We start from the raw sequence: 26,278 nt of genomic DNA, 5'->3' as shown, positions 1-26,278 counted from the left end.
ACGCCCCCTGGAGCGGGCTGGGGTCAGTGCGCGGACCGCCTCCGGGTCGGCCCGTGGACCGGGTCCTGACACATCCCGTCAGCGGCGTTGTCAGTGCCGCTTGGTAGAACATTGCGCGGCAACGCACCGTGTTCGGTCTCAGGAGGCCAGCGACATGTCCCACGTCGAGCATCTGCAGGAACTGCATGGCCTTCCGGCCTTCGACTTCGCCGAGGCCGTGGGGCAGCGGGAGCTGCCGGAGGCGGGCGCCGTGGCCTGGCGGCTGGCGGCCGATCCCTACGGGGACTCCCCGTACGGGGATTTCGACGACCTGTGGAAGCAGTTCCTCGACTCCGTGGATCTCTCCGGTGTCCGCGCGATCATCGTGGGTCAGTGGGGCGAGGCGTACGACGACGACTCCAGCGGCATCGTGCGGCGACTCGTGGACGCCCGTGACCGGCTGACCGCGCTCCGGGCCGTGTTCATCGGGGATCTGGAGATGGAGGAGGCGGAGATCTCCTGGATCCAGCAGTCCGATGTCACCCCGGTCCTCGAGGCGTATCCGCTGCTGGAGGAGTTCGGGATCCGCGGCGGCACCGGGCTGCGCTTCCCGGCGGTCCGGCACCAGCACCTGCACAGGCTCCGCTTCGAGGCCGGGGGCCTGCCCGGCGAGGTGGTGCGCGGTGTCGCGGCCAGTGAGCTCCCCGCGCTGGAGGACCTCGACATATGGCTCGGGGTGGTCGAGTACGGCGGTGATGCGTCGGTCGCCGATCTCGCGCCGCTCCTCACCCAGGGCCGCTTCCCGGCGCTGCGCCATCTCGGGCTGCGCAACAGCGAGATCCAGGACGAGATCGCCGCGGCCGTCGCCGGAGCCCCGGTCATCGCCCAGTTGACGTCGCTCGACCTGTCCATGGGAGTGCTCACCGACGAAGGGGCGACGGCCTTGCTCGGAGGTCAGCCGCTCACCCATCTGACCCGGCTCGACCTCCACCACAATTACGTCACCGAGCCGGTGGCCCGGCGGATCCGGGAGGCGCTGGAGCCCTCCGGTGTCGCGGTCGACCTGTCGGAGCCCGGTGACACCTGGGAGGACGACGGCGTCGTCCACCGTTTCACCGCCGTCGCGGAATGAGGCCGTCGTGACCGTCACCCGAAACAGCGATACCTTTCACGGACTGCCCGTCTTCACCCTGCCCGAGCCCTCGGAAGAGCCGCTTCCGGCCGCGGGGGACGTGGCCTGGCGGCTGGACTGCTACGCGGCCGGGGAGATTCCGTTCCCCGAGCTGTGGGAGAGCTTTACCGAGCGGGTTCCGAGCACGCAGGTACGGGCTCTTGTCATCGGGCCCTGGTGGGACGACGGGTATGACGAGTTGCGTCCGGTGCTGGAGCTGATCGTGGCCGAGGCGGAGCGCTTCCCCGCGCTGCGTGCCCTGTTCCTCGCCGATGTCACCGGTGAGGAGTGCGAGATCTCCTGGCTGCAGCTCACCGATGTCACGCCCGTCCTGACGGCCTTCCCGCTCCTGGAGGAGTTGGGGGTCCGCGGCGGTGACTCGCAGGGGCTCGGCGAGGAGTCACTGTCGCTGCGCCCGGTGCGCCATGACGCGCTGCGGGTGCTGCGGTTCGAGTCGGGTGGGCTGCCCGGGCAGGTGGTACGGGCGATCGGCGCCTGCGAACTGCCCGCTCTGGAGCACCTGGAGCTGTGGCTCGGGGTGTCCCACTACGGCGGTGACGCGACGGTGGCCGACCTCGCGCCGCTCCTGGCCCAGGGGCACTTCCCGGCGCTGCGCCACCTCGGGCTCCAGGACAGCGAGTTGCAGGACGAGATCGCGGCGGCCGTCGCCTCGGCGCCGTTGGTGGCGCAGCTGGAGTCGCTGAGCCTGTCCATGGGCACCCTCACCGACACCGGGGGCGAAGCGCTGCTCCACGGCCAGCCACTGACCCATCTCAAGCGGCTGGATCTGCACCACCACTTCCTGAGCGACTCCATGGCCGACCGGATCCGTGCGGCCTTGGGCTCCGCCGGGACCGAGGTGGATCTGTCGGGTCATCAGACTCCCCACAGCTGGGGTGACCAGGAGTGGCGCTATGTCGCGGTCTCCGAGTAGCCCGGCGCCCGCCTCCGGCCTGCGGTTCGCCGTCGTCGGCAATCCCGAGAACCGGCGGACGGCCATGTTCGCCGACGCCGTGCGCGCGGCGGGGCACCCGGCGCCCCGGGTGCTCGCCTGGCGGGATGTGCTGCGCGGACGGTACGCCTTCGGACCGGGCGAGCTGGTTCGGATCGACTCCCCGGGGGAGAACGCCGAGGTCGACCGGCTGCTGCGGGGCATCGACGATCCCACCCGGGTCGAGGGAACGGCTCTGTGGCACCGCCGTTTCACCGCGGCGGTCCGGGAGGTGACCGCGGCGGCGCGGTGTGCGGGCGCGGTGCCGACGGCCGACCCGGAGGATGTCGCGGTCCTGTTCGACAAGCGGCGCTGCCATGCCCGGCTCGCCGCCGCGGGGGTCCCGGTTCCGCCGGCGCTGACGGGCCCGGTAGGCGGCTGGGAGGAGCTCAGGGAGCGACTGGAGGCGGCCCGTGTCACCCGGGCGTTCCTGAAGCCGGCCCATGGGTCGTCGGCCTCCGGTGTCGTGGCGCTGTCGTGGGCGGGGCCCGGCCGGGTCAAGGCGACGACCTCCGTGGAGACCGCTCCCGACGGCCGTCTGTACAACTCCCTCCGGGTGCGTCACTACACCTCGGAGACGGAGGTCGCCGCCCTCGTGGACGCCCTGGTCCCGGACGGGCTCCATGTGGAGCGGTGGCTGCCCAAGGCCTCGCAGGGCGGCCGGGCCGCCGATCTGCGGGTGGTCGTGGTGGCGGGGCGCGCCACCCATGCAGTGGTACGCACCAGTCGGCACCCCATGACGAATCTGCACCTCGGGGGCGCCCGCGGCGATCTGGACCTGGCCCGTGCGGCGATCCGGGCCGCGGGAGGCTCGTTCACCGATGTGCTGGACACGGCCGAGCGGGCGGCCGCCTGTTTCCCGGGCACGCTGTGCGTCGGCGTGGACATCCTGCCGGCCACCGGGTGGCGCCGGTTCGCCGTCGGCGAGGTGAACGCCTTCGGGGATCTGCTGCCCCGTCTCAGGGGCCTGCCCGGCTCCGGCGCCGAGGGTCTGGACACCTATGCCGCTCAGACAGCCGCCATGACGGCCGCACCGTCCGTCGCACCGACCGCCCCACCCGGGGCGGCATGCAAGGAGCACCACCATGACACCATCGCTTGACATGAACGAGGTCGTGGGCAGCCATGACCTTCTGCTGGTCACCCTCGACACACTCCGCCACGACGTGGCCGAGGAGCTGGCGGCGGCCGGACGCATCCCGAATCTGGCCCGCTATCTGCCGGGTGGGACCTGGGAGCGCCGGCACGCCCCGGGCAGCTTCACCTACGCCTCCCATCAGGCGATGTTCGCGGGTTTCCTGCCGACACCGGCCGCCCCCGGTCCGCATCCTCGGCTGTTCGCCGCCCGTTTCGCGGGCAGTGAGACCACCGCGAACGGCACCTTCGTCTATGACACCCCCGATCTGGTCTCGGGGCTGGCCGCCGTGGGCTATCGCACCGTCTGCATCGGCGGCGTGGGCTTCTTCAACAAGGCAGGTGCGTTGGGTTCGGTGCTGCCGGGGATGTTCCAGGAGAGCCACTGGGAGCCGGAGTTCGGGGTGGCCTCCCCCACCTCCTTCGAGGCCCAGGTGGCCTGTGCGGAGAAGGTGGTGGCCGGACTCCCGGAGGAGCAGCGGCTGTTCCTCTTTGTGAATGTGTCGGCCCTGCACCAGCCCAACTGGTTCCATCTGCCGGGCGCCACCCGCGAGGCCGGCGACACCCGGGCCACCCATGCCGCGGCGCTGGAGTATGTGGACCGGCACATGGGGCGTCTGCTGGCCGCCGTCGGCAGCCGCCGCCCTTGCTTCGCCATCGTCTGCTCCGACCATGGCACCGCGTACGGGGAGGACGGTCACACCGGCCACCGCATCGGCCATGAGGTCGTCTGGACCGTGCCCTATGCCCACTTCTTCGTCGACGAGGCCCGATGACCAGCACCGAAACGGCGACCGCGCCCGTCGTCCGCCCCTACCAGCAGTATGTCTACGCCTATCCGCACAAGACCGCGTACCGGCCGCTGCGCCGGGAGCGGGCCTCCCTGCGGGAGCTGTGGGCGGGGGAGCCGAAGGACGCCCTCTCGCTCTACTTCCACATCCCGTTCTGCGAGGTCCGCTGCGGTTTCTGCAATCTGTTCACCCGGATCGGGGCTCCGGAGGGGCTGACCACCGCCTATCTGGACGCGCTGGAACGTCAGGCGTCCGCGGTGTCCGAGGCGCTGGGCGACGGGGCGCGGTTCGCGAACGCGGCCTTCGGCGGCGGCACTCCGACGTTCCTGGAGGCCGCGGAGCTGGAGCGGCTGTGCGATCTCGCCGAGCGCGGGCTGGGTGCCGATCTCACCGCGATCCCGCTGTCGGTGGAGGCCTCGCCCGCCACGGCGACCGCCGACCGGCTGGCCGTGCTGGCCGACCGCGGCGCCACCCGGCTGAGCCTGGGTGTGCAGAGCTTCGTCGACACCGAGGCGCGGACGGCGGTACGCCCCCAGCGCCGGGCGGAGGTGGAGGCGGCCCTCGCCCGGATCCGCGCCGCCGGCATCCCGGTCCTCAACATCGATCTGATCTACGGCATCGGCGGCCAGACCGAGGAGACCTGGACCCGGTCCCTGGACGCCGCCCTCGTCTGGCGGCCGGAGGAGTTGTATCTCTATCCCCTCTATGTGCGCCCGCTGACCGGTCTCGGCCGGCACCACGACCGGGCGGCCGGCGAAGCCGACTGGGACGAGCAGCGGCTGCGGCTGTACCGCCACGGCCGCGACCATCTGCTGGCGCGCGGCTATGAGCAGGTGTCGATGCGGATGTTCCGCCGTCGGGACGCCCCCGTCGGCGGCGGGGAGGACTACGCGTGCCAGACCGACGGCATGGTCGGCCTCGGCTGCGGCTCCCGCTCGTACACCCGGAGGGTGCACTACTCCTTCGACTACGCCGTGGACATGCACCGTATACGCGGGATCATCGACGACTACACCGCCCGCTCGGCCGAGGACTTCCGGCATGCCGACTTCGGCTGGGAGATGAACGCGGAGGAGGCCAGGCGCCGGCATCTGCTGCAGTCGATGCTGCAGGCCGAGGGCATGTCCGTCGCGGGCTATCGGACCCGTTTCGGCAGCGCGCCCGGCGAGGACTTCGCCGTCGAGCTGGAGCGTTTCCACGACCGGGGCTGGCTGGACGACTCCGGCGGCCCGGAGCTGCTGCGGCTCTCTCCGGAAGGTCTGGCGCACTCCGATGCGCTGGGCCCCGAGTTGTTCTCCGCCGCCGTGCGGGAGCGCATGGCCGCGTACGAACCCAAGTGACCGCGGTGCGAACCCAAGTGACGGAGTCCCTATGGACCTGACGATCCTCTATCGCGGCCCGCTGGCGTCCTGCGACTACGACTGTCCGTACTGCCCCTTCGCCAAGCGCCGGGACAGCCGTGACCAACTGGCGGCGGACCGCGCCGCCCTGGAGCGTTTCACCGCCTGGGCCGCCGGTCAGCGGGGCGACAGCCTGTCCCTGCTGTTCACCCCGTGGGGCGAGGGCCTGGTGCGTTCCTGGTACCGGCGGGCGCTGGTGGAGCTGAGCCGGCTGCCGCACACCCGCCGGGTGGCGATACAGACCAATCTCAGCTGCCGTACGGACTGGCTGGACACGGCCGACCTGGACACCCTCGCCCTGTGGTGCACCTTCCACCCCGGGCAGACGCCCTACGACCGCTTCCTCGCCAAGTGCCGCGATCTGGCCGCCCGCGGGGTCCGCCACAGTGTCGGCATCGTCGGCCTCCCCGAACACCTGGAGATGGCGCGCCGGTTGCGCGAGGACCTCCCCTCCCCCGTGTATCTGTGGGTGAACGCCGCCGAGGGGCACAGCTACACCGATGCCGAGGCCGACGGGTGGACCGCCCTCGACCCGCTGTTCCCCTACAGCCGCCGGCCGCACCGCAGCGCGGGACTGCCCTGTCGTACGGGGGAGTCGGTCATCTCGGTGGACGGGGAGGGCACGGTGCGGCGCTGCCATTTCGTCCGGTCGGAGCTGGGCAATCTGTACGACGGTTCCTACCGGCGGGCGCTACGGCCCCGCGCCTGCCCGCTGGCCGTCTGCGACTGCCATATCGGCTATGTCCATCTGGAGACGCTGCCGCTGTACGACGTGTTCGCGGGCGGGGTCCTGGAGCGGATACCGGCCGCGCCGCCCTCCGTTCCGGGAGTCCCGCGGGACCGCTGAGAGGGCGGTGTCCCCCGAGCGGTCGTCTCTACTCCGCGGCGTTCCCGCCGTGCTGCGCCGCGGGGTGTCCCCCCTGGAGCCGCAGACCGGCCCGGTTCATCTCGGCGCGCCCTCGCCGGGCGAGGTGGTCGGCGCCGCACCGGTCCGCCAGGGCGACGCCCTCGGAGAGAAGCCTCGTCGCTCTGCCGGCAGGGCCGTCGCACCCGAGTTCCACGGCAAGGTCGATCAAGGCCTGGGCGTAGGCGTGCCTGCTGGGGGATCGGCGAAGCAGTTCCACCGCGCGCTCCCGCAGGGGCAGCGCCTGCCCGTCCTCGGCCACCGTCGCGCTGAAGCCCAGCGCCTCCCCGATGGCGGTGGGGGTGCCGTAGCGCTCCGCCCGGCGCAGCATCGTCGCGGTGAGGGCGCGGGCGCGCCCGGGGTCCTCCTCGGCGACGGCGAGGGCCAGGTGTCCCGCCCAGGGGCACCAGGTCGGGTTGAGTATGCCCTTGGCCTCCAGGCGTGCCCCGGCGGCGGTGAGTTGTGCCTCGGCCTCCTTGCGCAGGCCACGGGCGAGCAGCAGCCGCCCGTGGACGGTCTGGGAGTCCGGGAAGACCACCGCGTTCGGGTAGGGGGGCGCGAAGTCGCACGTCCTGGCGACGCGAAGCGCCTCCTCCAGGTGCCCCCGGGACAGCAGGACGTCCAGCAGCAGCCCGACGGCGTACCAGCGGGCGGGGACCCGGTCGCCGACCCGCTCGGCCAGGCGTACTCCTTCCCGTGCGCATTCCTCGGCCTCGACGAGCATGCCGCGCCGGAGCCGGACCAGGCCGAGGAGGGTGAAACCGAAGGAGAGGTGGGCGCCGCTCCACCCGACCTGCTCGCACTCGGCGATGGCGGAACTGAACAGTTCTTCCGCGCGGTCGCATTCGTCGGCGTACATATAGCTGAGCGCGGCCACGCTCGGCAGTTCGAAGCCCCAGTCCGGGTCGGTGTAGCTCAGGCCCATGGCGCGGGCGGCGACGGCGAGCGTGTCCGCGGCGGGTTCCCCGCAGAGCACCGCGTCCCAGGTGCGCAGGCACAGCAGGGCCCGCTCCTCGATGGCTTCGCCGGGCAGGTCCTCGACAAGCCGTGCGAGGCGGCGGGAGCGGTCGGACGCCCGCTTCTCGTGTGCGTCGAAGACCAGCCACAGGTAGTGCGCCACCTGCAGCCGCAGCCGTGCGCGGGGGGACTCCGCCCGGGCGACCTCGGCGCCCGCGACGGCCGCCGCCTCGGCGAGTTCGTCGTTGTGCGCGAAGGCCTGGGCCAGCCGGAAGGTGGCATCCTGTCTGAGCTCGGGGTCGAGGCAGGGCTGCTCCAGGGCCGCGGTGAGGTGGTTGACCGTGGTGGCGGGGGCGGTGAGCAGGGCCGAGCAGCCGAGTTCATGGAGGACGCCCGCGCGGTCCTCGGGCGCCGGGGGTTCGCGCAGCGCACGTTCCAGACAGCGCCGGGCCGCGTCGGGCGCGCCCAGCCGGAGGTTCTCGCGGGCGGCGGCACGCAGTTGCCGCACGGTGTGCGGATCGCCCTCGGGGTGGGTCTCCAGCAGGTGCCGGGCGGCGGCGGTGATGCCCAGGCCCGCGTCGGCCACCGCCCAGGCGGCCTCGCCGTGCAGGCCGGTGCGGGTGGCCGGCGGGATGGCCTGGTAGACGGCGGTGGCGATGAGCGGATGGATGAACTCGAGGGTCCGGGTGCCGGTGAGGATACGGGCGACCCGCAGCCGGTCCACGGCGGCCCGGGCTTCGGCCGGGGGCAGTCCGGCCACCGTCGCGGCCAGATCGGCGGAGATCTCGGTGCCGAGCACCGCGGCGGCCCAGGCGAGCCGGACCGCGGCGTTGCCGAGCCGCTCCAGCCGTTTGACCAGTCCGGTGCCCCGTGCGCCCGCGCCGAGTTCACGCAGCAGGGAGGCCGACTCCGTGTCCGGGGCCAGGCCCCGGTCCTGGACCTTGGCGATGAGTTCGACGGCGTCGTAGGGGTTGCCCGCGGTGACCACCCAGCACTCGCGGCAGAAGGCGTCGTCGGCTCCCGCTCCGAGCGAACCGCGCACCAGTCCGGCCACCGCCTCCGGGCTGAGGGCGTGCAGCGGGATCGCGCGTGCGCCGCGCCCGTCGAGCAGTTCGCGGAACGTCCGGGCCTCGGCGGGTACTTCGTCGGGGCGGTAGCCGAGGACCACCAGCACGGGGAGTTCCTGAGCCCGGCCCGCGAAGGCGGCGAGCCAGGCGAGTGACTCCAGATCGCCCCAGTGGGCGTCGTCGAGGACGATCACGACCGGGGCCCGGCGTACGGCCACCTGGGTGACGACCCAGTCCAGACCGTCCCGCACGCCCTGCGGGTCCGGCGCCGCGGCACCGGTCTGCTGGGCGAACAGCCCGACGGCCGGGCCGGCGATCTCGTACCACCCGCCGAAGATCTCGCGGCGCTCGGCCTCGGTGCAGGACGCGAGGACGGGCTGGAGCAACTGGCGTACGACATGGAAGGGGACCGTGTGCTCCTGCTCGCTGCCCCGCGCGGACAGCACGGTGCAGCCGCGGGCGGCGGCGAGGCGCCGGATCTCGGCCAGCACGGTCGTCTTGCCCCGTCCGGCGGCCGCGCTGAAGAACAGCAGCCCGCCGCGCCCGCGTTCGCCGCTCCCACCGCCCGCGCAGATGTCCTCCACCGCGTCCTGAGCGGCCGTCATCTCGCTCTCGCGTTCGTACAGGGAGTTCCCCGGACGATCGCGTCCCTCCACGATGGTGGTCCTCCCGGTGCGCTGCCGTTCCGACACTCCGCCGCCCCTGATCTGCCGGTATGCCGGAAGCCTAGCGAAACGCGGACGCGGACCGCAGAGGTGCGGGGGAATTGGTTGCGGTGGCCGTTTCGAGGGCACTCACGCCGGAACGCTCCCGGACGGGCGGGCCGGCCGGGTGCGCCACGGACGCGGCCGAGCCGAACACCCAGCGCGCCGGCCACGCCCGCGCCGAGGCCGAAGCCGAGGGTCGGGGAGAGGGAAGCGCGCCGTGCCCCCGCGCCGACGTCGGCCGCCGGGTCGTGCGGGGCCCGGAAGGGCTCCTCGACCCAACTGGTGCCGACCGCCACGGCGATGCAGACCGCCACGCCGCTGAGAAGGCAGTCCAGGCAGACCGGGATCTCTCCGGCCGCGCCCGCGCACAGTACAGCGCCGGCGGCGAGGGAGGCCACGGTCGCGACGGTCATCGGCGGTCGGCGGCCGTGACGGTCCGAGGCGGCCCCGGGCGCACCCCCGCGTGGAACATCACGGCAGGTCACACACCCGCACCGGCCGCCTCGGGCACCACCCCGACCACATCGGCAACAGGCAGAACTTAAGGACCTGTTGACTCGATTAAATGACGATCATAGGCTCCGTCGCCGACGGCTCCCGCCCGCTCGTACGTCCGAGATCCGGATATGCGTGCGAGTTGCCTCGCGTCGCCCTGCCGGCGGCCGGTCAGGAGCCGCCGCTCGACCGCACCACCTGCACCGCCCCGCACCTGACTCTCCGGGAGGAGCAAGTGAACAGACGTCGCGCGGCCACCTCGGCCGCCTCGGCTCTCGTCACCACCTTCGCGTTGACCGCCACGCTCGCCGGTCCTGCCACCGCGGCGCCCGGCACGGCGACCGAGCCCACCACCACAACGCAGGCCGGGGCGGGGGCGGTTGCCACCGCGACCACCCCCGTCACGCACCAGGAGAACGACCGTGTCCCGGAGGGCTCGGTCTGGACGCAGCACTACTTCCCGTCCTCGGACCGCTCCGGCACCGAGCTGCACGCCGACGTCCTGTTGCCCGAGAACCTGCCCCGGGGCAAGAAGGTTCCCGTCATCCTGTCGATCGGCCCGTACTTCGGGCACTCCGGGCAGACGGACCCCGAGGGCTGGACGCACACCGGTCCCTCGTCCCGCTTCCAGGACTTCGTCGAGGGCACCGACCTGTTCGCCCGCGGCTATGCCTTCGTCATGGTGGACCTGCGGGGCTTCGGCGGCTCCACCGGCTGCCTCGACTGGGGCGGCCCCGGCGAGCAGGCCGATGTCAAGGCCGCGGTCGACTGGGCCTCGAAGCAGTCGTGGAGCACGGGCGCGGTGGGCATGTACGGGAAGTCGTACGACGCCGTCACAGGCCTGATCGGCAACGACCTGAAGCAGAAGCCGCTCAAGGCCGTGGTCGCCCAGGAGCCCGTCTGGGACATGTACCAGTACATCTACTCCAACGGGGTGCCCCGCCCGAACGTCACCGGCACCGCCAACGCCTACAACGGCATCGCCACGCTGCCCCAGTTGGCGGACGACGACCCGCACTACCTGGCCAACGCCGAGTGGGAGAAGACCCACCCGGAGTGCCTCACGGAGAACTCGGCCGGATACAAGATCGCCGACCAGAAGGACAAGCACTGGACGGACCGTGACCTGGCGAAGATGGCCAAGGGCACCACGACCCCGCTGTTCGTCACTCAGGGCTTCGTCGAGAACAACACCAAGCCCGAGGAGATGCAGGAGTACCTCGACAACCACGTGGGCCCCGAGCGCGGCTGGCTCGGCCAGTGGGACCATGTGCGCGGCGGCGACCGGGTCGGCGACGGGCGCCTGGCCATGGGCCGCGAGGGCTGGTACGACGAGACCCTGTCCTTCTACGACGAGTACCTCAAGGGCATCAAGCCAAAGGTGAAGTACCCGGCCTATGTCGTGGAGGACTCCACCGGTGCCTGGCGCACCCAGAAGACCTGGCCGGAGGTGAAGCGGTCCGTCACCCTGCCGCTCGGCAACGGCTCGTACCTGGACGACGGCGGCGCCTCGGGCCGTGCGGCCCTGGCCGCGTCCGGGGAGCAGACGCCGCAGACGCTCGGACGGCCGTCCGGCACCTGGGACATGGAGAACGCGCCCGCGACCGAGCAGCCGGCCCCCAAGGGACTGGCCAAGGGACTGGCGAAGCTCCAGAAGGACGGCAAGGTCACCTCGAGCTTCTTCGTGTGGTCCAAGCCGCTCGGGCAGTCCGCGCGGGTCACCGGCACCCCGCAGGTCTCCCTGACCGCCAAGGGCACGGGCAACGTCATGCTCAAGCTGTACGACGTGGCTCCGAACGGCACCGCCGTCATGTTCGACGAGCAGGTCTCCCTGCTGCACTCGGGCCGGATGACGGTCGACCTCAAGGCCACCGACTGGACCCTGGCGGCCGGGCATGTCCTGGCCGTGGAGATCGGTTCCATCCAGACAGGTTCCTGGCGGGCCACCCCGTCCAAGGAGACGATCGAGGTCAAGGGCGCGCAGCTCCGGCTGGCCCTGAACGACCCGGCCCGTGACATCGCCACCGCCGGCGGCCGCTCACCGTTCCTGGACACCTATCTGCGCCAGTACACGGTGAATCTGCAGGCCGGTCCCGCGACGTTCACGGTGCTCCCGGGCAACCACCTCTGATCCCCGGGCCGGCGTCGGCGGTCGTGGCTTCCGGACCTGACCCGGAACGCCCGCCGGCGCCGGCCCCTCGTCCGTGCCCGGGCACGCGGGTGCCGCGGCCCCGGCGGGACAGGGGGATGCGCGATCCGGCCCGGCGGGACCGGCCCGCACACGGCTACGGCCGAGTGTCCGGCGTGTCCTCGGCGGTGAGGGCGGAGCCGTCGGCGCGGGTTCCGCACAGCCGGTGGGTGCGCACCTCCCGGCAGGTGCGCACCTGCTGGAGGACGAGGGCCGCGAGCACGGCCCCGACCATGGGTGCGACCAGATAGACCCAGAGGAAGCCGAGCCTGCCGGAGACCACCGCAGGGCCGAACTGGCGTGCGGGGTTGTCCGATCCTCCGGAGGTGGTGCCCAGACCGGCGATCGCCCCTCCGATCAGCAGTCCGACGAGCCAGGGGACCAGAGGGGCCAGCCGGGGGCTCTGCAGGAAGAATCCCACCAGATAGACGATGACGCCCATGCTGACGGCCTCCACCACGAACAGTTCGGCGGCCGTCCAGCCGGTCGCGGGCTGCAGGGCCGCATGGGTGACGGGCGGACGCCCCGTCACCGGACCCCACAGCGCTCGGGCCGCGAGCACCCCGAGCAGCGAGCCGACGAGCTGGGCCACCGCATAGGGGGTGACGGCCGCCCCGGGGAAGACGCCGAAGCGCCACATGGCCAGTGAGATCGCCGGGTTGATGTGCCCTCCGGAGATTCTGCCGGGCGGGCTGATGATCAGTGCGGCCAGCAGCAGCCCCACACCGCCGCCGATGATGAGGAGCTGCAGATGGATCTGCGGGACGGCCGCCGAGAGGGGGGAGGGTCCGGCGACCCAGCGCACGATCGTGACCACACCGAAGAGCAGCACGGCCGTCAGCAGCAGTTCCAGGGCGCTGCGTTGTGCGATCACCGCGGGGGTGAAGCGGCTGTCGGCTCCGTTCTGCGGTTCCGGCGGGCCGGACGGTGCGGGGTCGCGGGAGGGATGTGTCATGGCCGGCCTCCTGCCCTGGCCGGGAGGTAGTGGGAGACCTGGAGGGAGTCCGTGGGGTCCAGCATGGCCCTGGTCCTCGCCTCGGCCTCCCGGTCGTAGCCGGTGAGCCGGCCGCCGTGCTGCCGGAGATGTTCTTCCCAGGAGGCCACCAGAAAGGTCTCCAGATAGCGCTCGGGGTCCGCGCCGTCCCGGTAGAGGTTCCAGTGCAGTGCGCCGGTGCGCAGCCGGGAGCGTCCTACCGTGCCCATCGACGTGACGAAGGCGTCGGCGCGGTCAGCGGGCACCCGGTAGGCGACGGTGACCAGGACCGGTCCGGCGAACTGCGCGGGATCGAGCATCATCACGGGTGCCGGGTGGTGCAGTGCGGGAGACCGGTCCAGAAGGTTGTCGGGGACCGCGAGGCGATACCCGGCCAGTGAGCCGACGGCCAGCACCACCGCGGCCACCAGCACGGCGGCGCCCGCACCGACCGCGTCGGCGACCGCTCCCCACACCGCGGCGCCCACGGCCATGCTCCCCTGGAAGGCCGTCAGATAGACGGCCAGGGCCCGTGCCCTGACCCATTCGGGCACCGTGACCTGCATCTGGGAGTTGAGGGTGGACAGTACGGCGACCCAGGCGACGCCCGACAGCACCAGGACCACCCCGATGAGCCAGGGGACGCGCACCAGCGCCAGCAGGGCGAGGACGATCGCAAGGAGGACTCCCCCGCCCACCAGCGCCATATTGCTGGACCACCGGCCGCGGACGCGGGGCAGCAGTACGGCACCGAGCACGGCCCCGACCCCGATCGCGCCGAGCAGCAGCCCGTATCCGCCCGCGCCGAGCCCCAGCTGCCGCCGGGCGAGGACGGGCAGCAGCGACCACAGGGCGGCGCCGGCCGGGACGAACAGCAGGGTGCGGGCCAGCACCCGGCGCACCCGGGGGGCATGGCGCACATAGCGGTAGCCGGCGCGCACCGCGGGGAGCATCCGCTCGGCCCCCAGCGGGTCAGGTTCGCTCCGCCGGTGCCAGGTGAGCAGCGCGGCGACGGTGGCGACGAAGGAGAGCGCGTTGAGGGCGAAGACCGCCGCGGTGCCCACCAGGGCCACCACCAGGCCGCCGAGGGCGGGGCCCACGGCCCTGGCGAGGTTCATGTTCACCCCGCCCAGGGTCGCGGCGGCGGGGATCTGGTCGCGGGGCACCAGCTCGGGCAGGATCGCCTGCCAGGCGGGGTTCATCAGCGCGGTGCCGCAGCCGAGGACGAAGGTCAGGGCGAGTACGCCGTAGGGGTTGATGTGTCCCGCCGCGGTCAGGGCGGCCAGCAGTCCCGCGGCCGCCACCATCAGCACCTGGGCCAGGAGCAGCAGTCGCCGGCGGTCGACGATGTCGGCCAGGGCGCCGGCCAGCAGGCCCAGGAGCAGCACGGGCAGGCTGCTCGCGGTCTGCACCAGAGCGACCATGCCCGCCGCCCCCGGAGCAGGGGTGCATGATTCCGTCGGAACGCGGAGGAATGCCCCCACCGAGATGATCGGCCGTGGCCGCGGGACCTGCCACTCGTCCGGATCTCCGGCCCCAGGATGCGGCACTCCGGCCCGCTGTTTACGCTGTGTGAGCGCCTGACCCCGCCATGTCGACAGGGCGTGGTGAGGCCTGGCGGGCGTCGCCCTGGTCCTGCGCCGGAACGGCACGAGTACCGATCAGGCCCGGTCCCGGGCCGCCGCCATCCGGATGCGAGCGTCGCCGTCGGCCTCCTCGTCCTGAAGGAGCTCCCATGAAGAACCGTGTTCTCGCCTGTCTGCTGCCCATGGCGGTCGCGTCGACCGTGCTGCTCTCCCCGGCGTCCTCCACCTCGGCGGACAGCGACCAGGAAGCCGACCGGAGCAGCCGGGAGCGGATAGCCGTCGGCCCTCAGTACGACACCGCGCATGTGTATGTCGCACCGGGCGAGCTGGCCGCGTTCACCGCCAGTTGGAAGGCCACCTTCGGGGGAACGAGCACCGCCGTCGCGGACACCGATGTCACCCCGACCCCCAGCCGGACCAAGTCCGAGCTGATCTTCTCGCCCGTCGGCACGCTGTCGGTCTTCGGCTTCGAGACACCCGTGCCGTATCCGTTCGGAGCGGAGCGCACCGGCTGGCTCCTGAAGGACTTCGACGCCGGGATCCGGCGCGCCCGGGCCAGCGGGGCACACCTTCTCGTCTCCCCGTTCTCCGACCCGATCGGCCGGGACGCCGTCATCCAGTTCCCCGGCGGCATCAACACCCAGGTGTACTGGCACACCACCGCGCCGTCGTACCAGCCGCTGGCGACGGTTCCGGAGAACCGGGTCTATGTCCCGGCCGACGCGGTCAGCGCCTTCACCCGCTCCTATCTGGCGTTCACCGGCGGATCGGTCGTGTCGGACGACAGGAAGGCGGACGCGGGAGAGATCGGGCTGTCCGGCCGGACGTACCGCAGGATCAGCCTCTCCTCCCCCTTCGGGAACACCCTGGTGATGGTGACCGACGGGCATCTGCCCTATCCGTTCGGGCGGGAGACCACCGGCTACCGGGTCACCCGTCTCACGGACACTCTGGCCAAGGCCAAGTCGGCCGGAGCGACGGTCCTGTGGGGGCCGCACCGCGCCGCGGGCCGCAACAGCGCCCTGGTGAGATTCCCGGGCGGCTATGTCGCCGAGATCCATGACGGGGCGGAGACCCCGACCGTGTGAGCCGGCCGCGTGAACCCGTGATCAGGATCGTACGGCCGGACGAGCGGCCGCCCGTGCGGTCAGTGCGGATCGCGGATCAGGGACATCAGGTGCCGGTGGGTCTCGGCGTCGGCGGCCGCGACGAGCCCGCGGCTCGCCGGCCCGATCGGGGTGCCGTCGATGCCGGTGACCACGCAGCCGGCGGCTCTGCACAGTGCGATGCCGGCGGCGAAGTGGACGCTCGCGGACGGGTCGGCGCCGTCGGTGACATAGGCGGCGCGCTTTCCGGCGGCGACCCAGGCCAGTGCGAGCGTCGTGGAGAGGACCCGCGGCTGGAACCGCTCGGCGAACCCGGGGTGGGCCAACAGGTCCACGGCCCGGAATCCGGGCGCGCTCGGGAACGGCGGATCCAGGTTGACGTCCACCAACCGGCCGGCGGACGTGGGCGTCAGCCGGGTGTCGTCCTCCTCGCCCTTCCGTACCCGGGCGGTCTCACCGTCGGTGAAGAAGATCTCTCCGCTGAACGGGTCGGCCACGGCGGCCGGTCCCGTGCGCAGCGCCACATTGACGGCGACCAGGGGGTTGCCGGCGGCGTAGTTCAGCGTGCCGCACAGGGGATCCACCAGCCATCGGCGCTCCGCGTCGGGATCCCCGTGCCGTCCGCTCTCCTCGCCGAGCACCGCGTCGTCCGGCCGGGCGGCGTGCAGCACGCCGAGGATCGTCCGCTCGGCCTCCACATCCGCTGCCGTGGCGAAGTCCCCGCCGCCCTTGTCGATCCGGGCGAGCCGCCGGCCGTACAGGGTGCGCACCACCTCCGCGCCGGCCCGTGCCGCGGCCAGGGCGACCCCGGCGTCGTCGAGATCCGTGGAGGAGCTGGTCATGCCGCGCAGAATAGTCGAGTACGGACTCGCACCGAGCCGGTTCGGCCTGCATCTGCCCGCCAGGGGGCCGGAGTTCGTGCCCTGGAGGGGGTCCGGCCACGGTCGCGGTCGGGGTGCTCACCGGGTCCCCGCGTTCCTGCCGCGCGCGTCCGGTGGGGCGAAGACCGCCTGCATGGCGTGATGGGCCCGGTCGCGCAGCCACCGGTGGGCGCGGTCGTTGTCGTACCGCTGGTGCCATAGGAGGAACAGCGGGATCGGCGGCATGTCCAGGGGCAACGGCAGTGTCGCCAGGCCCAGTTCCTGCCGGGCGGACCGGGTGACCGCTTCCGGGACGGTCACCAGGAGGTCGGTGCCCAGGGCCAGACGCAGGGCGGTGGCAGCGGTGGGGGTGGCGGCGACGACGCGCCGTCGCAGATCGAGGGCGTCCATGACGTCGTCGACCGGATCGCGCAGCCGTCCGCGGCGGGAGACGGTGAGGTGTTCCGCGGCGGCATAACGCTCGGCGGTGAGCGGTTCGCGTTCAGCGGTGAGCGGGTGCCCGGGGCGCAGGGCGACGACCAGTCGGTCCTCGGCGATGAAGCGGCTCCGGATGTCGGGCACGGCCGGCTCGGCGGACCCGGACTCCAGATCCACTGCGCCGCGGCGCAGTTCGGGGGTGTCGGAGCCCGATTCGGCGACGATCCTCAGGCGGACCCCCGGAGCTTCCCGGTGCACCGCGGCCACCAGGGCAGGTCCGCAGGCCGCGGCCAGCGCGTCGTGCCAGCGCACGGTGAACACCCGCTCCAGCGTGGTCAGATCGACCTCCTGCTCCGGGGACAGCACGGCGTGGGCGCGTTGCACCAGGTCGTGGACCTGTTCACGGATGGCCAGCGCATGGGCGGTGGGGACCATGGTGCGCCCGGTACGGACCAGGATCTGGTCGCCGGTCACCTTCCGGATGCGTCCCAGGGAGCGGCTCATAGCGGGTGCGGTCACATGCAGACGGTCCGCGGCGCCGGCCACGCTGCCCTCCTCCAGCAGCGCGTCCAGTGCGGTGAGCAGATTCAGATCCAATTGCATGAGAGTAATGCTACGGCTTACAAGCATGCACTTGTCGTTAATCCGCTCACTCCTTAACGTCGGAGACACAGGCGGCCCCGGCACCCGGGAACGGGCGCACCCGGCGGCCGCTCCCCCCATTCATCGCGAGGAGTTCTCCATGTCCGCTGCCATGACTCCCGGTGTCGACGAGGTCCTGCTGTCCCGGGTCGTCGCGGCCGTCACCGTCGCCGGGGCCACCCTGCGCGACCGCTCCACCCGCCACGCCCGTGGCGTGAGCCTGCGGGAGGTCGTCGACGAGATCCATGCGAACGACGCCGCGGTTCTGGACGTTCTCAAGGCCCCTCTGCTGGAGGCCCGACCCGGCTCCGGGTGGGCCGAGGACGAGCTGGCGGGCGGCGCGCTGCCGGACGGCGAGTGGTGGGTCGTCGACCCGGCCGAGGGCAACATCAACCATGTCCACGGCATGCCGGACTGGGCGGTGACCGCCACGCTCGTACGGGACAACCGCCCGGTACTGACGGTCGTTCACCTCCCGCTGACCGGCGACACCTACACCGCGCTCGCGGGAGCGGGTGCCGAGCTCAACGGCGCTCCGCTGCACGTCTCCGCCAAGACCGACCTGGCCGCCTCCCTCGTCGGCACCGGCCAGGCGAGGCCCGGCGAGGACGAGACCACCTTCCGCAGGATCGGGGAGTCGGTCACGGCCATGCTGATCAACGGTCTGGTGGTCCGGGTCTCCGTCCCGGCGACCCTCCAGCTGATCCATGTCGCGGCCGGCCGGATGGACGCCTTCTGGCAGTTCTCCGACGTCCGCTCCGGCCTTGTCGCCGGCGCGCTGCTGGTCTCCGAGGCCGGGGGCACCGTCACCGACCTCCATGGCGCCCCCTGGACGCTCGCCCACCGCGACTTCCTGGCCGCCGCCCCCGGCATCCACCGGGCCGCCTCCCGGGTCCTGGCCCCACTCGCCTGAGCACCGCCCGGACCGCGCCCCGACCTGCGACACCTCGACCCTCGCCAACCCCGACCCGTGAGACCCCGACCCGGGACACCTCCATCGACGACACCCGACCGCGACACCCGATCCACGACGACCGATTCACGACAACCGGACAAGGAACCCCGTCACCATGACCACCATCGGCATCCTCGGCACGGGACGCGTCGGCGGCCGGCTGGCCCACGCGCTCGCCTCCGTCGGCCACGACATCATCCTCGGCAGCCGCAACCCCGACGCGATGGACCCGGACCGGACCGCCGGCCTCGGCCCCGCGATCCGCCTCGCCGAGCAGCGCGCCGCCATCGCCCTCTCCGACATCGTCATCCACGCGGGCCCCGGCGACACCGCCCTGGACCGGCTGCGGGCCCACGAGGCCGAACTCGCCGGCAAGATCCTGATCGATGTCTCCAACGCGACCCACGACGCGCCGGACGGGCTCCCCGGCGAACTCGTCCACCCCGACGGCAGCCTGGCCGAACGGCTCCAGCGGGCCCTGCCCGAGACCCGTGTCGTCAAGACCCTGAACACCATGCTCTTCCCGGTGATGACCGCGCCCGGCTCGCTGGCCACGCCGCCGACCGTCTATCTCTCCGGGGACGACGAGGACGCCAAGAAGGCCGTCGCCGGGATCCTGGCCGATCTGGGCTGGCGTCCGGAGTGGATCGAGGATCTCGGAGACATCACCACCGCCCGCGCGACCGAGGCGCTCATCCTGCTGGTCCCCCATGTGATGCGCCGGGGCGGCTTCCGGCCGTTCGCCGTGTCCCTCGCGCGCTGAGGTTCCGCACCGGGACATGCTCTATGTCCGGCCGACCATGGTGGCGGGACGGACGATGCGGTCGAAGTCGTCGGCGCTGATGTAGCCGGAGGCCAGGGCGGCCTCGCGCAGGGTGGTGTCCTCGTCGTCGGCCTTGTGGGCGATCGCGGACGCCTTGTCGTAGCCGATCACGGGTGAGAGCGCGGTGACCAGCATCAGGGACCGGTCGACATAGCTGTCGATCCGGTCCCTGTTGAGCTGGACGCCCTCGATGCAGAACTGACGGAACTTGGTGCAGGCGTCGGCGAGGATGGTCGCCGCGTGCAGGAAATTGTCGATGACGATCGGGCGCATGGCGTTGAGCTCGAAATTGCCCTGGGTGTCGGCGAAGGTGACGGCCCCGTCCTCGGACAGCACCTGGATGCACACCATGACCATGGCCTCGCACTGCGTCGGGTTGACCTTGCCCGGCATGATCGAGGAGCCCGGCTCGTTCGCCGGGAGGGCGAGTTCGTCGAGGCCGCAGCGGGGTCCGGAGGCCAGCCAGCGGATGTCGTTGGCGATCTTCATCAGCGGCAGGGCCAGAGCCCGCAGCCCGGCGGAGGCGCCGCTCATGGCGTCCAGTCCGCCCTGGGCCGCGAACTTGTTCTCCGCGGAGGTGAACGGATAGCCGGTCGCGGAGGCGATCTCGGCCGCGGCCTGCTCGCCGAACCCGGGCGGGGCGTTGAGCCCCGTGCCCACCGCGGTACCGCCCATGGCCAGCTCGTACAGGCCCTCGGCGGAGCCGATGAGCCGGTCGGCGGCCTGCTGCAACTGGTGGGCGTAGCCGGACCATTCCTGCCCCACCGTGAGTGGGACGGCGTCCTCCAGATGGGTACGGCCGATCTTCACCACGTCGTGCCACTGCTGCGCCTTGGTCTCGATGGCCTGCTGCAACGCCCGTACACAGGGCAGCAGATGTTCATGGACCTCCTTGACCGCGGCGATGTGCATGGCGGTGGGGAAGGTGTCGTTGGACGACTGCCCCATGTTGACGTCGTCGTTGGGATGGATCGGGGACTTGCTGCCCAGCTTCCCGCCGACCAGCTGAATGGCACGGTTGCTGATCACCTCGTTGGCGTTCATGTTGGACTGGGTGCCGGAGCCCGTCTGCCACACGAACAGCGGGAAGTGACCGTCGAGTTCGCCGTCGATGACCTCGTCGGCCACCCGCTCGATCAGTTCGGCCTTCCAGCCCGGCAGCCGTCCGGCGCGCCCGTTGACGCGGGCGGCGGCCTTCTTGACGTGGCCGTAGGCGTGGTAGACCGCCTTGGGCATCCGGTCGTCCCCGATGGAGAAGTGGATCAGGGACCGCTGTGTCTGGGCGCCCCAGTAGCGGTCGGCCGGCACCTCGATGGCCCCCATGGAGTCGGTCTCCCGCCGGGTGCCGGTCGCGTCCAGGCCGATGGGGATGTCGAGGATCTCCGGGGCCTCGTCCCGGTGAGCCGGTCCGTCCCGGCCGGGGTCGGAGTGCGGTGTGCTCATGGCCTTGTCCTCCGCCGCCTGTCGAGGGCGTCGCTCCAGGGCGCTGTCGGATTCATGACGCCGTGCCGTCGGTGTAGACCGGCTGCCACATGGCTTCCCGGACGGCCTCTTCGATGTCGGTGGGTTTGCTGGTGGCCACGCCGTCCTCGAGGGCCGCCCTGACCACCGCGATCGCGGTGAGTGCGGAGGATTCCCGGAGATCGTCCACCGGCGGCAGCAGGGAGGCGCCCGGCTCGGACGGGTCGACCTGGTCCGCGACGGCCCCCGCGGCGGCCAGCAGCATGCCCGCGGTCACCTGGGACGCCCCGGAGACGATCGTGCCCAGGCCCAGTCCCGGGTACAGCAGTGCGTTGTTGGCCTGCCCGATCTGATGGGTCACCCCGCCACAGGTCACGGGCGGGACCGGAATGCCGGTCGCGACCAGCGCCTTTCCCCCGGACCAGGCGAGGACGTCGGCGGGCATCGCCTCGATCCGCGAGGTGGGGTTGGAGATCGGGAAGATGACGGGCCGCTCCGTGCCCTCGGCCATGGCCTCGACGACCTCACGGGTGAACGCGCCGTGCACCGTGGAGGTACCCAGCAGGATCGTCGGCCTGACCCGACGCACCGTCTCCAGCAGGGAGATCGCCCCGTCGTCCCTGGCGTCCCTGGCCCAGTCGGCGACCTCGCCGGGATCGCGTGCGTAGGGCTGCTGGAAGTCGCGCAGACCGGTCATGTCCCGGGTGAGCAGCCCCTGTCTGTCGATGAGCCAGACCTGGGCGACGGCCCGTTCCGGATCCTGGCCGTCGCGGATCATCGCGTCACGCAGCTGGTCGGCGATGCCCACCCCGGCGGTCCCGGCACCGAAGACGACCAGCTTCTGGTCCCGCAGCCGCAGCCCGCTGACCTTGACGGCGGAGAGCGCGGCGGCCAAGGTGACGGCCCCGGTGCCCTGGATGTCGTCGTTGAAGATCCGGTAGCGGCCGCCGTGCCGGTCCAGGATCCGCCGTGCGTTGCCGGGGCCGAAGTCCTCGAAGTGCAGCAGGGCGTCGGGGAAGGCGGACGACGCGGTCTCCAGATAGGTCTCGATGAACGCGTCGTACCGCGCGCCGCGGACCCGGGGGTGCCGGTTGCCCAGATACAGCGGGTCCTCCAGCAGCGAGGTACGGTCGGTGCCCACGTCCAGCGACACGGCGACGACACGACGTGGGTCGACACCGGCGGCCGCCGTGTACACCGCCAGTTTGCCGACCGAGATCTGGATCCCGCCCACGCCCCAGTCGCCGATGCCCAGGATCTCCTCCGCGTCGGTGCACACGATCAGATCGACGTCCTCGGGCCCGAGTTGAAGCGTGGCGAAGGCCTTCTCCATGTCGTCGGGCCGGTCGACGGACAGAAAGATCCCGCGGGGGCGGCGGTACTCATGGGAGTACTTCTCGATCGCCTCGCCCACGGTGGGGTCGTAGACGATGGGCAGCAGCTCCGCCAGATGGTCACCGAGAACCTTGAAGTACAGGGTTTCGTTGCGGTCGTGCAGCTGCTCCAGATAGACGTTCTTGGCCAGGTCGCTGCCCTGGGCCCGCATCTGCCGGTAGGCGCGCCGAGCCTGCTGGGTGAGCGTGAGCACTCCGGAAGGCAGGCGCCCGGTCAGGCCGAGGGCCTCGCGTTCCCGCGCCGTGAAGGCCACACCGCGGTTACGCAGCGGATCCACCAGGACGCCGGGGGTGGCCGGGGTCCGCGCGTGACTCTCGGTCATGAGAATCTCCACTCTGTGCGCATGCCGCGCCGGGTCCGGCACGGCTGACCGCACGGGCCCTCCGGGCCACGGTCACCGGCACGTCGGCACATCGATACACGGTCACCGGCACGTCGGCGCATCGATACGTCGACATCCGGGACCCGGCGGACGTATGAAGGTGTGGGAGGACGCCTCTTCGACGCCGGAGCCTGAAATCAGCCTAACCACCGGCCGACGGGCCCCGCGACTTCACCCGTCGGCCTCCACCGGACGACGGCGACGCGTCGCTCCGTCGGGGTGGACGGACGGATGCCCCCGCCTACGGCGTCGAGATCCGGACCGACGGCACCATGACCGAGAGGCATGGCGTCCGGCCTCAAGGCGGGAACGCCATGCCTCTTCACGGTTCATGGGCACCGCGGCGGAGTGCTGTCGCGGTGTTCCGGTAGGCCCCGGAGGGGTCCGGCTAGCCCTGTCTGACGTGGGCCGCCAGAAGGTGGGAGTCGAGCAGGGAGACATCAGCGGTCCGGTCGGCGCGTGCGAAGCCGGCGAGCATCCGCTTGGTGAGCACGAGGGCCTCGGGCGAGCGTCGGACGAGTGGTCTCGTCCAGGCGTCGACGACCTCGTCCAGCCGGTCGGCCGGGGCGACCTTGTGGAGGATGCCGATCCGGTGGGCGGTGGGCGCGTCGAACGATTCGCAGGTGAGCATGAGTTCGCGGATCCTGGCGGCGCCGGCCTCGGCGACCAGGCGGCCCATGGCTCCTCCCCAGGCGGGCGGGAGTCCGATGCCGACCTCCGGCATCCGGAACCGGCAGGTGTCCGCGCCCGCGCGCAGATCGCAGAAGGAGGCGAGGGCGAGCCCGGCGCCGACGACCCTGCCGTGGAGCCGGGCGATGGTGATCGCGTGGGTGTTCTCCAGTGCCTGGCAGAGCCGATGGGCCCGGTCGACGATGCGCCGCACGGACGCGCCGGTCGGGTCGGTGGCCAGCGCCGCCTGGAACTCGTTGCGGTCGGCGCCCAGGCAGAAGTCGGTGCCCAGGGAGGACAGGACCAGGATGCGGGTGTCGGGCCTGTCATGGAGGTCGTCGAGCAGGGCGATGAGATCGTCGAGGACGGCGACGCCCAGGGTGTCGTCCTGCTCGAAGGGGTTGAGGCGTACCTGGACCACCGGCCCTTCCCACTCGACGTGTATCGCCTTGTAGGAGGGCGCGGTGAGGGTACGGGCGGGGTCGGTCATGCGAGGGCCACATCCAGGTTCAGCAGACGCCGGAACGCCACCCGGGGCGCCCAGGTGGGACGTCGTACAAGGGTGAGGCGGGGCAGGCGCAGTATCAGTTGGTGGAGAAGGGTCTGCGCCTCGAGTCGGGCCAGCGGGGCGCCGAGGCAGTAGTGGATGCCTCCGCTGAAGGCGATGTGGCCGGGCTGGCGCAGAGGGTTGAACTCGTCGGGGTCGCTGTGTCTCGCGGGATCCCGGTGCGCCGCGCCCACCAGGAGGTGGACCATCTCGTCCCTGCGGACCTCCACGCCCTCGAGGAGGCAGTCCTGGGAGGCGACGCGGCTGATCACATGGGTGGGCGGGTCATATCGCAGTGTCTCCTCCACGAAGGCGGGCACCAGTTCGGGGTGTGCGGTCAGCAACTCCCACTGCGCCGGGCGCTCGACGAGCAGCAGCGTCATGATCGACAAGAGCGTGGAGGTGGTCTCCAGGGCTGCCAGCATGACGAACAGCGCCAGGAAGTAGACGGCCTCGTCGGCCTTGTCGCGGTCCTGTTCAAGGGTGTCCCAGGTCTGGATCCAACGGGACACGGGATCCTCGCCCGGGTTGGCGCGTCGCCTGCGCACCAGGTCCATGAAGTAGCTGCGCAGTTCGGCCGTCGCGGCGTCCGACAGGGCCAACTGGCTGGCCGAGGGCAGCAGTTCCTGGGTGAAGACCTGGTCGTGGGTGAGCTGCCGCAGCCGGGGCCAGTCCTCCGACGGCAGTCCGAGCCAGTCGCCGATGGTCGCGATCGGCAGTTCGTCGCTCACCAGGGCGGAGAAGTTCGCCTCGCCGTCGCGCAGTCGCTCCGCCAGGGAGTCGAGCAGCTCGGTGGTGACCCGGCTGACCGTCCGGCCGATCTGTTGCACGGTGTTCCGGTCGAAGGTGCCCGCCGCCCGGCGCACTCTGGTGTGGTCGGGCGGATTGAGCGCGGGCAGGGTAGAGCTCATCTCACGCGAGGAGGGCGCGTTCCACCGCGTGCCCGGGCCCTGCCGCGCGCGCCACTCCTTGTCGGGCTCCAGCCAGTCACGGCTGCGCAGAATCTGGTCGCAGACGTCGAAACTCGTCACGATGGAACCACCCCAGGGCGCGGGGCTGACCCCGCCCCGCTCCCGGAGCTCCGCATAGATCGGGTAGGGGTCCGCCTGTCCTCTGGGCGTCCGGAGACGCGAGAAGAGCGACACGGCGGACCGACGGTCGTACGTCGGAGTTGTGGCAACCCCCACTTGACGGCTCCTTTCTGAGCATCAGCCGCCATACGTACCCGTGAAATGATCTAGGCATCCAATAACACTGTGTTCTCGAAGGGTTACTTACATCACTCGCCCCTCGTCCAGGCCAGGAACCGGCTGAACAGACCTCCCTTGGCCGGGGCGGGGCTCCCGCTCACCGAGGGCGCCGTGCCGACCGTGGGGCGCGGGGCCGCGGGCGCCGGTCGCTGGGGGGCCGTCTGGGGACGAGCGGCACCGGCGGTGGACTGCACGCTGCGCGGGGTGAAGCGGATCGGCAGGGTCACCAGCGCGCGGCTCCATGGCGTGGGCACCCAGGTGAGCGTCTTGAAGGGGACGCGCATCGAGACATCGGGCAGCCGGTTGAGGAGCGCCTCCACCGCGGTCACCGCGATCGTGTACGCCGGGTCCTTGGCCGGGCAGGCGTGCGGCCCCGCGCCGAAGGCCAGATGCGCCTTCCCGCTGAGCTGTTCGCGGTGCTCGGTCAGCTTGGGGTCGGTGTTGGCCGCCGCGAACGAGATCAGGACCGGCTCGTTGGCCCGGAGCGTCCGGTCGCCCAGCTCGACGTCGTGGGTCGGGTAGTGGGCCGCGTAGTTGGCGATCGGCGCGAAGTTCCACAGCGTCTGGGCGACCGCGTCCTCGACCGGGAGATCGGTGTGCCAGTCCTCGCTCAGGTAGAGCGCGCTGGCGGTGCCGATGGTGGCGGTCAGGGGCGCGGTGCCGCCGGAGAGCAGGGTCACCAGCTGGTGCAGCACCTCCTCGTCGCTCAGCTGGGAGGGGTGCTTCATCAGACGCGTCGTCAGGTCGTCACCGGGACGGCGTCGCTTGAGGGCGATGAGCTCGGAGAGCGCACCGGCGAGCAGCTCGTCGGCACCGGCGGTGCCTTCGAAGATGCCGCTGATCCCCGCGATCACGCGGTCACCCACCTCGGGCGGACAGCCGAACAGTTCGCTGAAGACCAGCAGCGGCAGCGGCTGGGCGTACTCCGCCATCAACTCCGCCTGACCACGCGGCTCGGAGCTGAAACGGCTGATCAGATAGTCGGCGGACTGCTGGGTCTGCCGGGCGAGCTGAAGCTCGTCGACCGTGGCCAGACTGTCGGTGACGGCCTGGCGCAGCCGGGCGTGGGCCGCCCCGTCGCTGAACAGCGCGTTGGGGCGGTAGCCCATCATGGGCAGGGCGGGGCTGTCCTCGGGGACCCGCCCTTCGTTCAGCGCCTTCCAGCGCCGGGAGTCCCGGACGAAGGAGGCGGGGTTCTGCAGGATGTACAGCGCGGCGTCGTAGCTGGTGACCAGCTCGACCTGGACGTCCGGGGAGATGTCCACGGGTGCGCTCATGCCGAACGAGCGCAGCTGCGCGTAGTGACCGTCCGGGTCGGCCCCGAACGAGGGACCGTACAGCTGGACGTTGGCGTGCGCGGGGCAGCCGGACGTACTTGCCTGACGGTCAAGAGGCTGTTGCATGCCG

The 26,278-nt window shown here is 71.7% G+C and carries 20 protein-coding genes; 10 read left to right on the top strand and 10 right to left on the bottom strand.

Features of this window, described 5'->3' with window-relative positions:
• Nucleotides 1–154 precede the first annotated feature (154 nt).
• The 6 genes from CP978_RS28330 to CP978_RS28305 are packed head-to-tail and all read left to right on the top strand — an operon-like array spanning nt 155 to nt 6,313.
• Complete coding sequence (locus CP978_RS28330; RefSeq protein ID WP_043445418.1) at nt 155–1,111, top strand: STM4015 family protein; 957 nt, start codon at nt 155–157, stop codon at nt 1,109–1,111.
• A 7-nt stretch (nt 1,112–1,118) separates the two neighbouring features.
• On the top strand, nt 1,119–2,084 hold the full coding sequence (locus tag CP978_RS28325) for an STM4015 family protein (RefSeq protein ID WP_043445416.1): 966 nt from the start codon (nt 1,119–1,121) through the stop codon (nt 2,082–2,084).
• A complete protein-coding gene (locus CP978_RS28320; RefSeq protein WP_052454333.1) occupies nt 2,065–3,243 on the top strand; it encodes an STM4014 family protein in 1,179 nt (392 codons plus the stop codon). The genes CP978_RS28325 and CP978_RS28320 overlap by 20 nt, the downstream gene beginning before the upstream one ends.
• Nucleotide 3,244: 1 nt before the next feature.
• Nucleotides 3,245–4,051, top strand: coding sequence for an STM4013/SEN3800 family hydrolase (locus tag CP978_RS28315; RefSeq protein WP_043445414.1), 807 nt, complete (start codon nt 3,245–3,247; stop codon nt 4,049–4,051).
• Nucleotides 4,048–5,406, top strand: coding sequence for an STM4012 family radical SAM protein (locus tag CP978_RS28310; RefSeq protein ID WP_043445412.1), 1,359 nt, complete (start codon nt 4,048–4,050; stop codon nt 5,404–5,406). Before CP978_RS28315 ends, CP978_RS28310 begins: the two co-directional genes overlap by 4 nt.
• A gap of 31 nt (nt 5,407–5,437) precedes the next feature.
• Complete coding sequence (locus tag CP978_RS28305; RefSeq protein WP_043445410.1) at nt 5,438–6,313, top strand: STM4011 family radical SAM protein; 876 nt, start codon at nt 5,438–5,440, stop codon at nt 6,311–6,313.
• 28 nt (nt 6,314–6,341) lie between these two features.
• Here the strand turns inward: CP978_RS28305 and CP978_RS28300 are convergent, their stop codons facing one another.
• Complete coding sequence (locus tag CP978_RS28300) at nt 6,342–9,050, bottom strand: ATP-binding protein (RefSeq protein ID WP_227745489.1); 2,709 nt, start codon at nt 9,048–9,050, stop codon at nt 6,342–6,344.
• Between the two features lie 781 nt (nt 9,051–9,831).
• Between CP978_RS28300 and CP978_RS28295 the strand changes: the two genes are divergently transcribed.
• Nucleotides 9,832–11,727 carry a CocE/NonD family hydrolase gene (locus CP978_RS28295; RefSeq protein ID WP_043449709.1) on the top strand — a complete coding sequence of 632 codons (1,896 nt, stop codon included), beginning with the start codon at nt 9,832–9,834 and terminating at the stop codon, nt 11,725–11,727.
• 154 nt (nt 11,728–11,881) lie between these two features.
• Here CP978_RS28295 and CP978_RS28290 read toward each other — a convergent pair whose 3' ends face one another.
• Both CP978_RS28290 and CP978_RS28285 read right to left on the bottom strand, forming a co-directional pair.
• On the bottom strand, nt 11,882–12,739 hold the full coding sequence (locus CP978_RS28290; protein WP_052454332.1) for an MIP/aquaporin family protein: 858 nt from the start codon (nt 12,737–12,739) through the stop codon (nt 11,882–11,884).
• On the bottom strand, nt 12,736–14,181 hold the full coding sequence (locus tag CP978_RS28285; protein WP_052454331.1) for an MFS transporter: 1,446 nt from the start codon (nt 14,179–14,181) through the stop codon (nt 12,736–12,738). Before CP978_RS28285 ends, CP978_RS28290 begins: the two co-directional genes overlap by 4 nt.
• A 311-nt stretch (nt 14,182–14,492) precedes the next feature.
• Between CP978_RS28285 and CP978_RS28280 the strand changes: the two genes are divergently transcribed.
• Nucleotides 14,493–15,431, top strand: coding sequence for a hypothetical protein (locus CP978_RS28280; RefSeq protein ID WP_043445408.1), 939 nt, complete (start codon nt 14,493–14,495; stop codon nt 15,429–15,431).
• 59 nt (nt 15,432–15,490) lie between these two features.
• Here the strand turns inward: CP978_RS28280 and CP978_RS28275 are convergent, their stop codons facing one another.
• The gene (locus tag CP978_RS28275) at nt 15,491–16,291 is read right to left on the bottom strand and encodes an inositol monophosphatase family protein (RefSeq protein ID WP_043445405.1); all 801 of its coding nucleotides are present in this window, start codon (nt 16,289–16,291) and stop codon (nt 15,491–15,493) included.
• Between the two features lie 117 nt (nt 16,292–16,408).
• Nucleotides 16,409–17,350, bottom strand: coding sequence for a LysR family transcriptional regulator (locus CP978_RS28270; protein WP_043445403.1), 942 nt, complete (start codon nt 17,348–17,350; stop codon nt 16,409–16,411).
• 139 nt (nt 17,351–17,489) lie between these two features.
• Here CP978_RS28270 and CP978_RS28265 point away from each other — a divergent pair, with 139 nt between their 5' ends.
• Both CP978_RS28265 and CP978_RS28260 read left to right on the top strand, forming a co-directional pair.
• Complete coding sequence (locus CP978_RS28265; RefSeq protein ID WP_043445401.1) at nt 17,490–18,302, top strand: inositol monophosphatase family protein; 813 nt, start codon at nt 17,490–17,492, stop codon at nt 18,300–18,302.
• Nucleotides 18,303–18,459: 157 nt separating this feature from the next.
• On the top strand, nt 18,460–19,107 hold the full coding sequence (locus tag CP978_RS28260) for an NADPH-dependent F420 reductase (protein WP_043445400.1): 648 nt from the start codon (nt 18,460–18,462) through the stop codon (nt 19,105–19,107).
• Between the two features lie 21 nt (nt 19,108–19,128).
• On the opposite strand, the gene fumC is transcribed toward CP978_RS28260, so the two are convergent.
• The 5 genes from fumC to CP978_RS28235 all read right to left on the bottom strand — a co-directional run bounded on the left by fumC (nt 19,129) and on the right by CP978_RS28235 (nt 26,274).
• Nucleotides 19,129–20,610, bottom strand: coding sequence for a class II fumarate hydratase (fumC, locus tag CP978_RS28255; RefSeq protein ID WP_052454330.1), 1,482 nt, complete (start codon nt 20,608–20,610; stop codon nt 19,129–19,131).
• A gap of 52 nt (nt 20,611–20,662) precedes the next feature.
• Entirely contained in the window at nt 20,663–22,345 is a 1,683-nt protein-coding gene (locus tag CP978_RS28250; RefSeq protein ID WP_043445398.1) for an NAD-dependent malic enzyme, read from the bottom strand.
• A gap of 448 nt (nt 22,346–22,793) precedes the next feature.
• The gene (locus CP978_RS28245) at nt 22,794–23,564 is read right to left on the bottom strand and encodes an enoyl-CoA hydratase/isomerase family protein (RefSeq protein WP_043445396.1); all 771 of its coding nucleotides are present in this window, start codon (nt 23,562–23,564) and stop codon (nt 22,794–22,796) included.
• Entirely contained in the window at nt 23,561–24,808 is a 1,248-nt protein-coding gene (locus CP978_RS28240; RefSeq protein WP_043445394.1) for a cytochrome P450, read from the bottom strand. Before CP978_RS28240 ends, CP978_RS28245 begins: the two co-directional genes overlap by 4 nt.
• Nucleotides 24,809–24,900: 92 nt before the next feature.
• Nucleotides 24,901–26,274: a cytochrome P450 family protein gene (locus tag CP978_RS28235; RefSeq protein WP_043445391.1), complete on the bottom strand. Its 1,374-nt coding sequence runs from the start codon at nt 26,272–26,274 to the stop codon at nt 24,901–24,903.
• Nucleotides 26,275–26,278 lie beyond the last annotated feature (4 nt).

Source organism: Streptomyces nodosus (assembly GCF_008704995.1).
Classification (GTDB): domain Bacteria; phylum Actinomycetota; class Actinomycetes; order Streptomycetales; family Streptomycetaceae; genus Streptomyces; species Streptomyces nodosus.
Note: the sequence above shows the minus strand (reverse complement) of the source record. Positions and strands in the feature narration are given on the sequence as shown.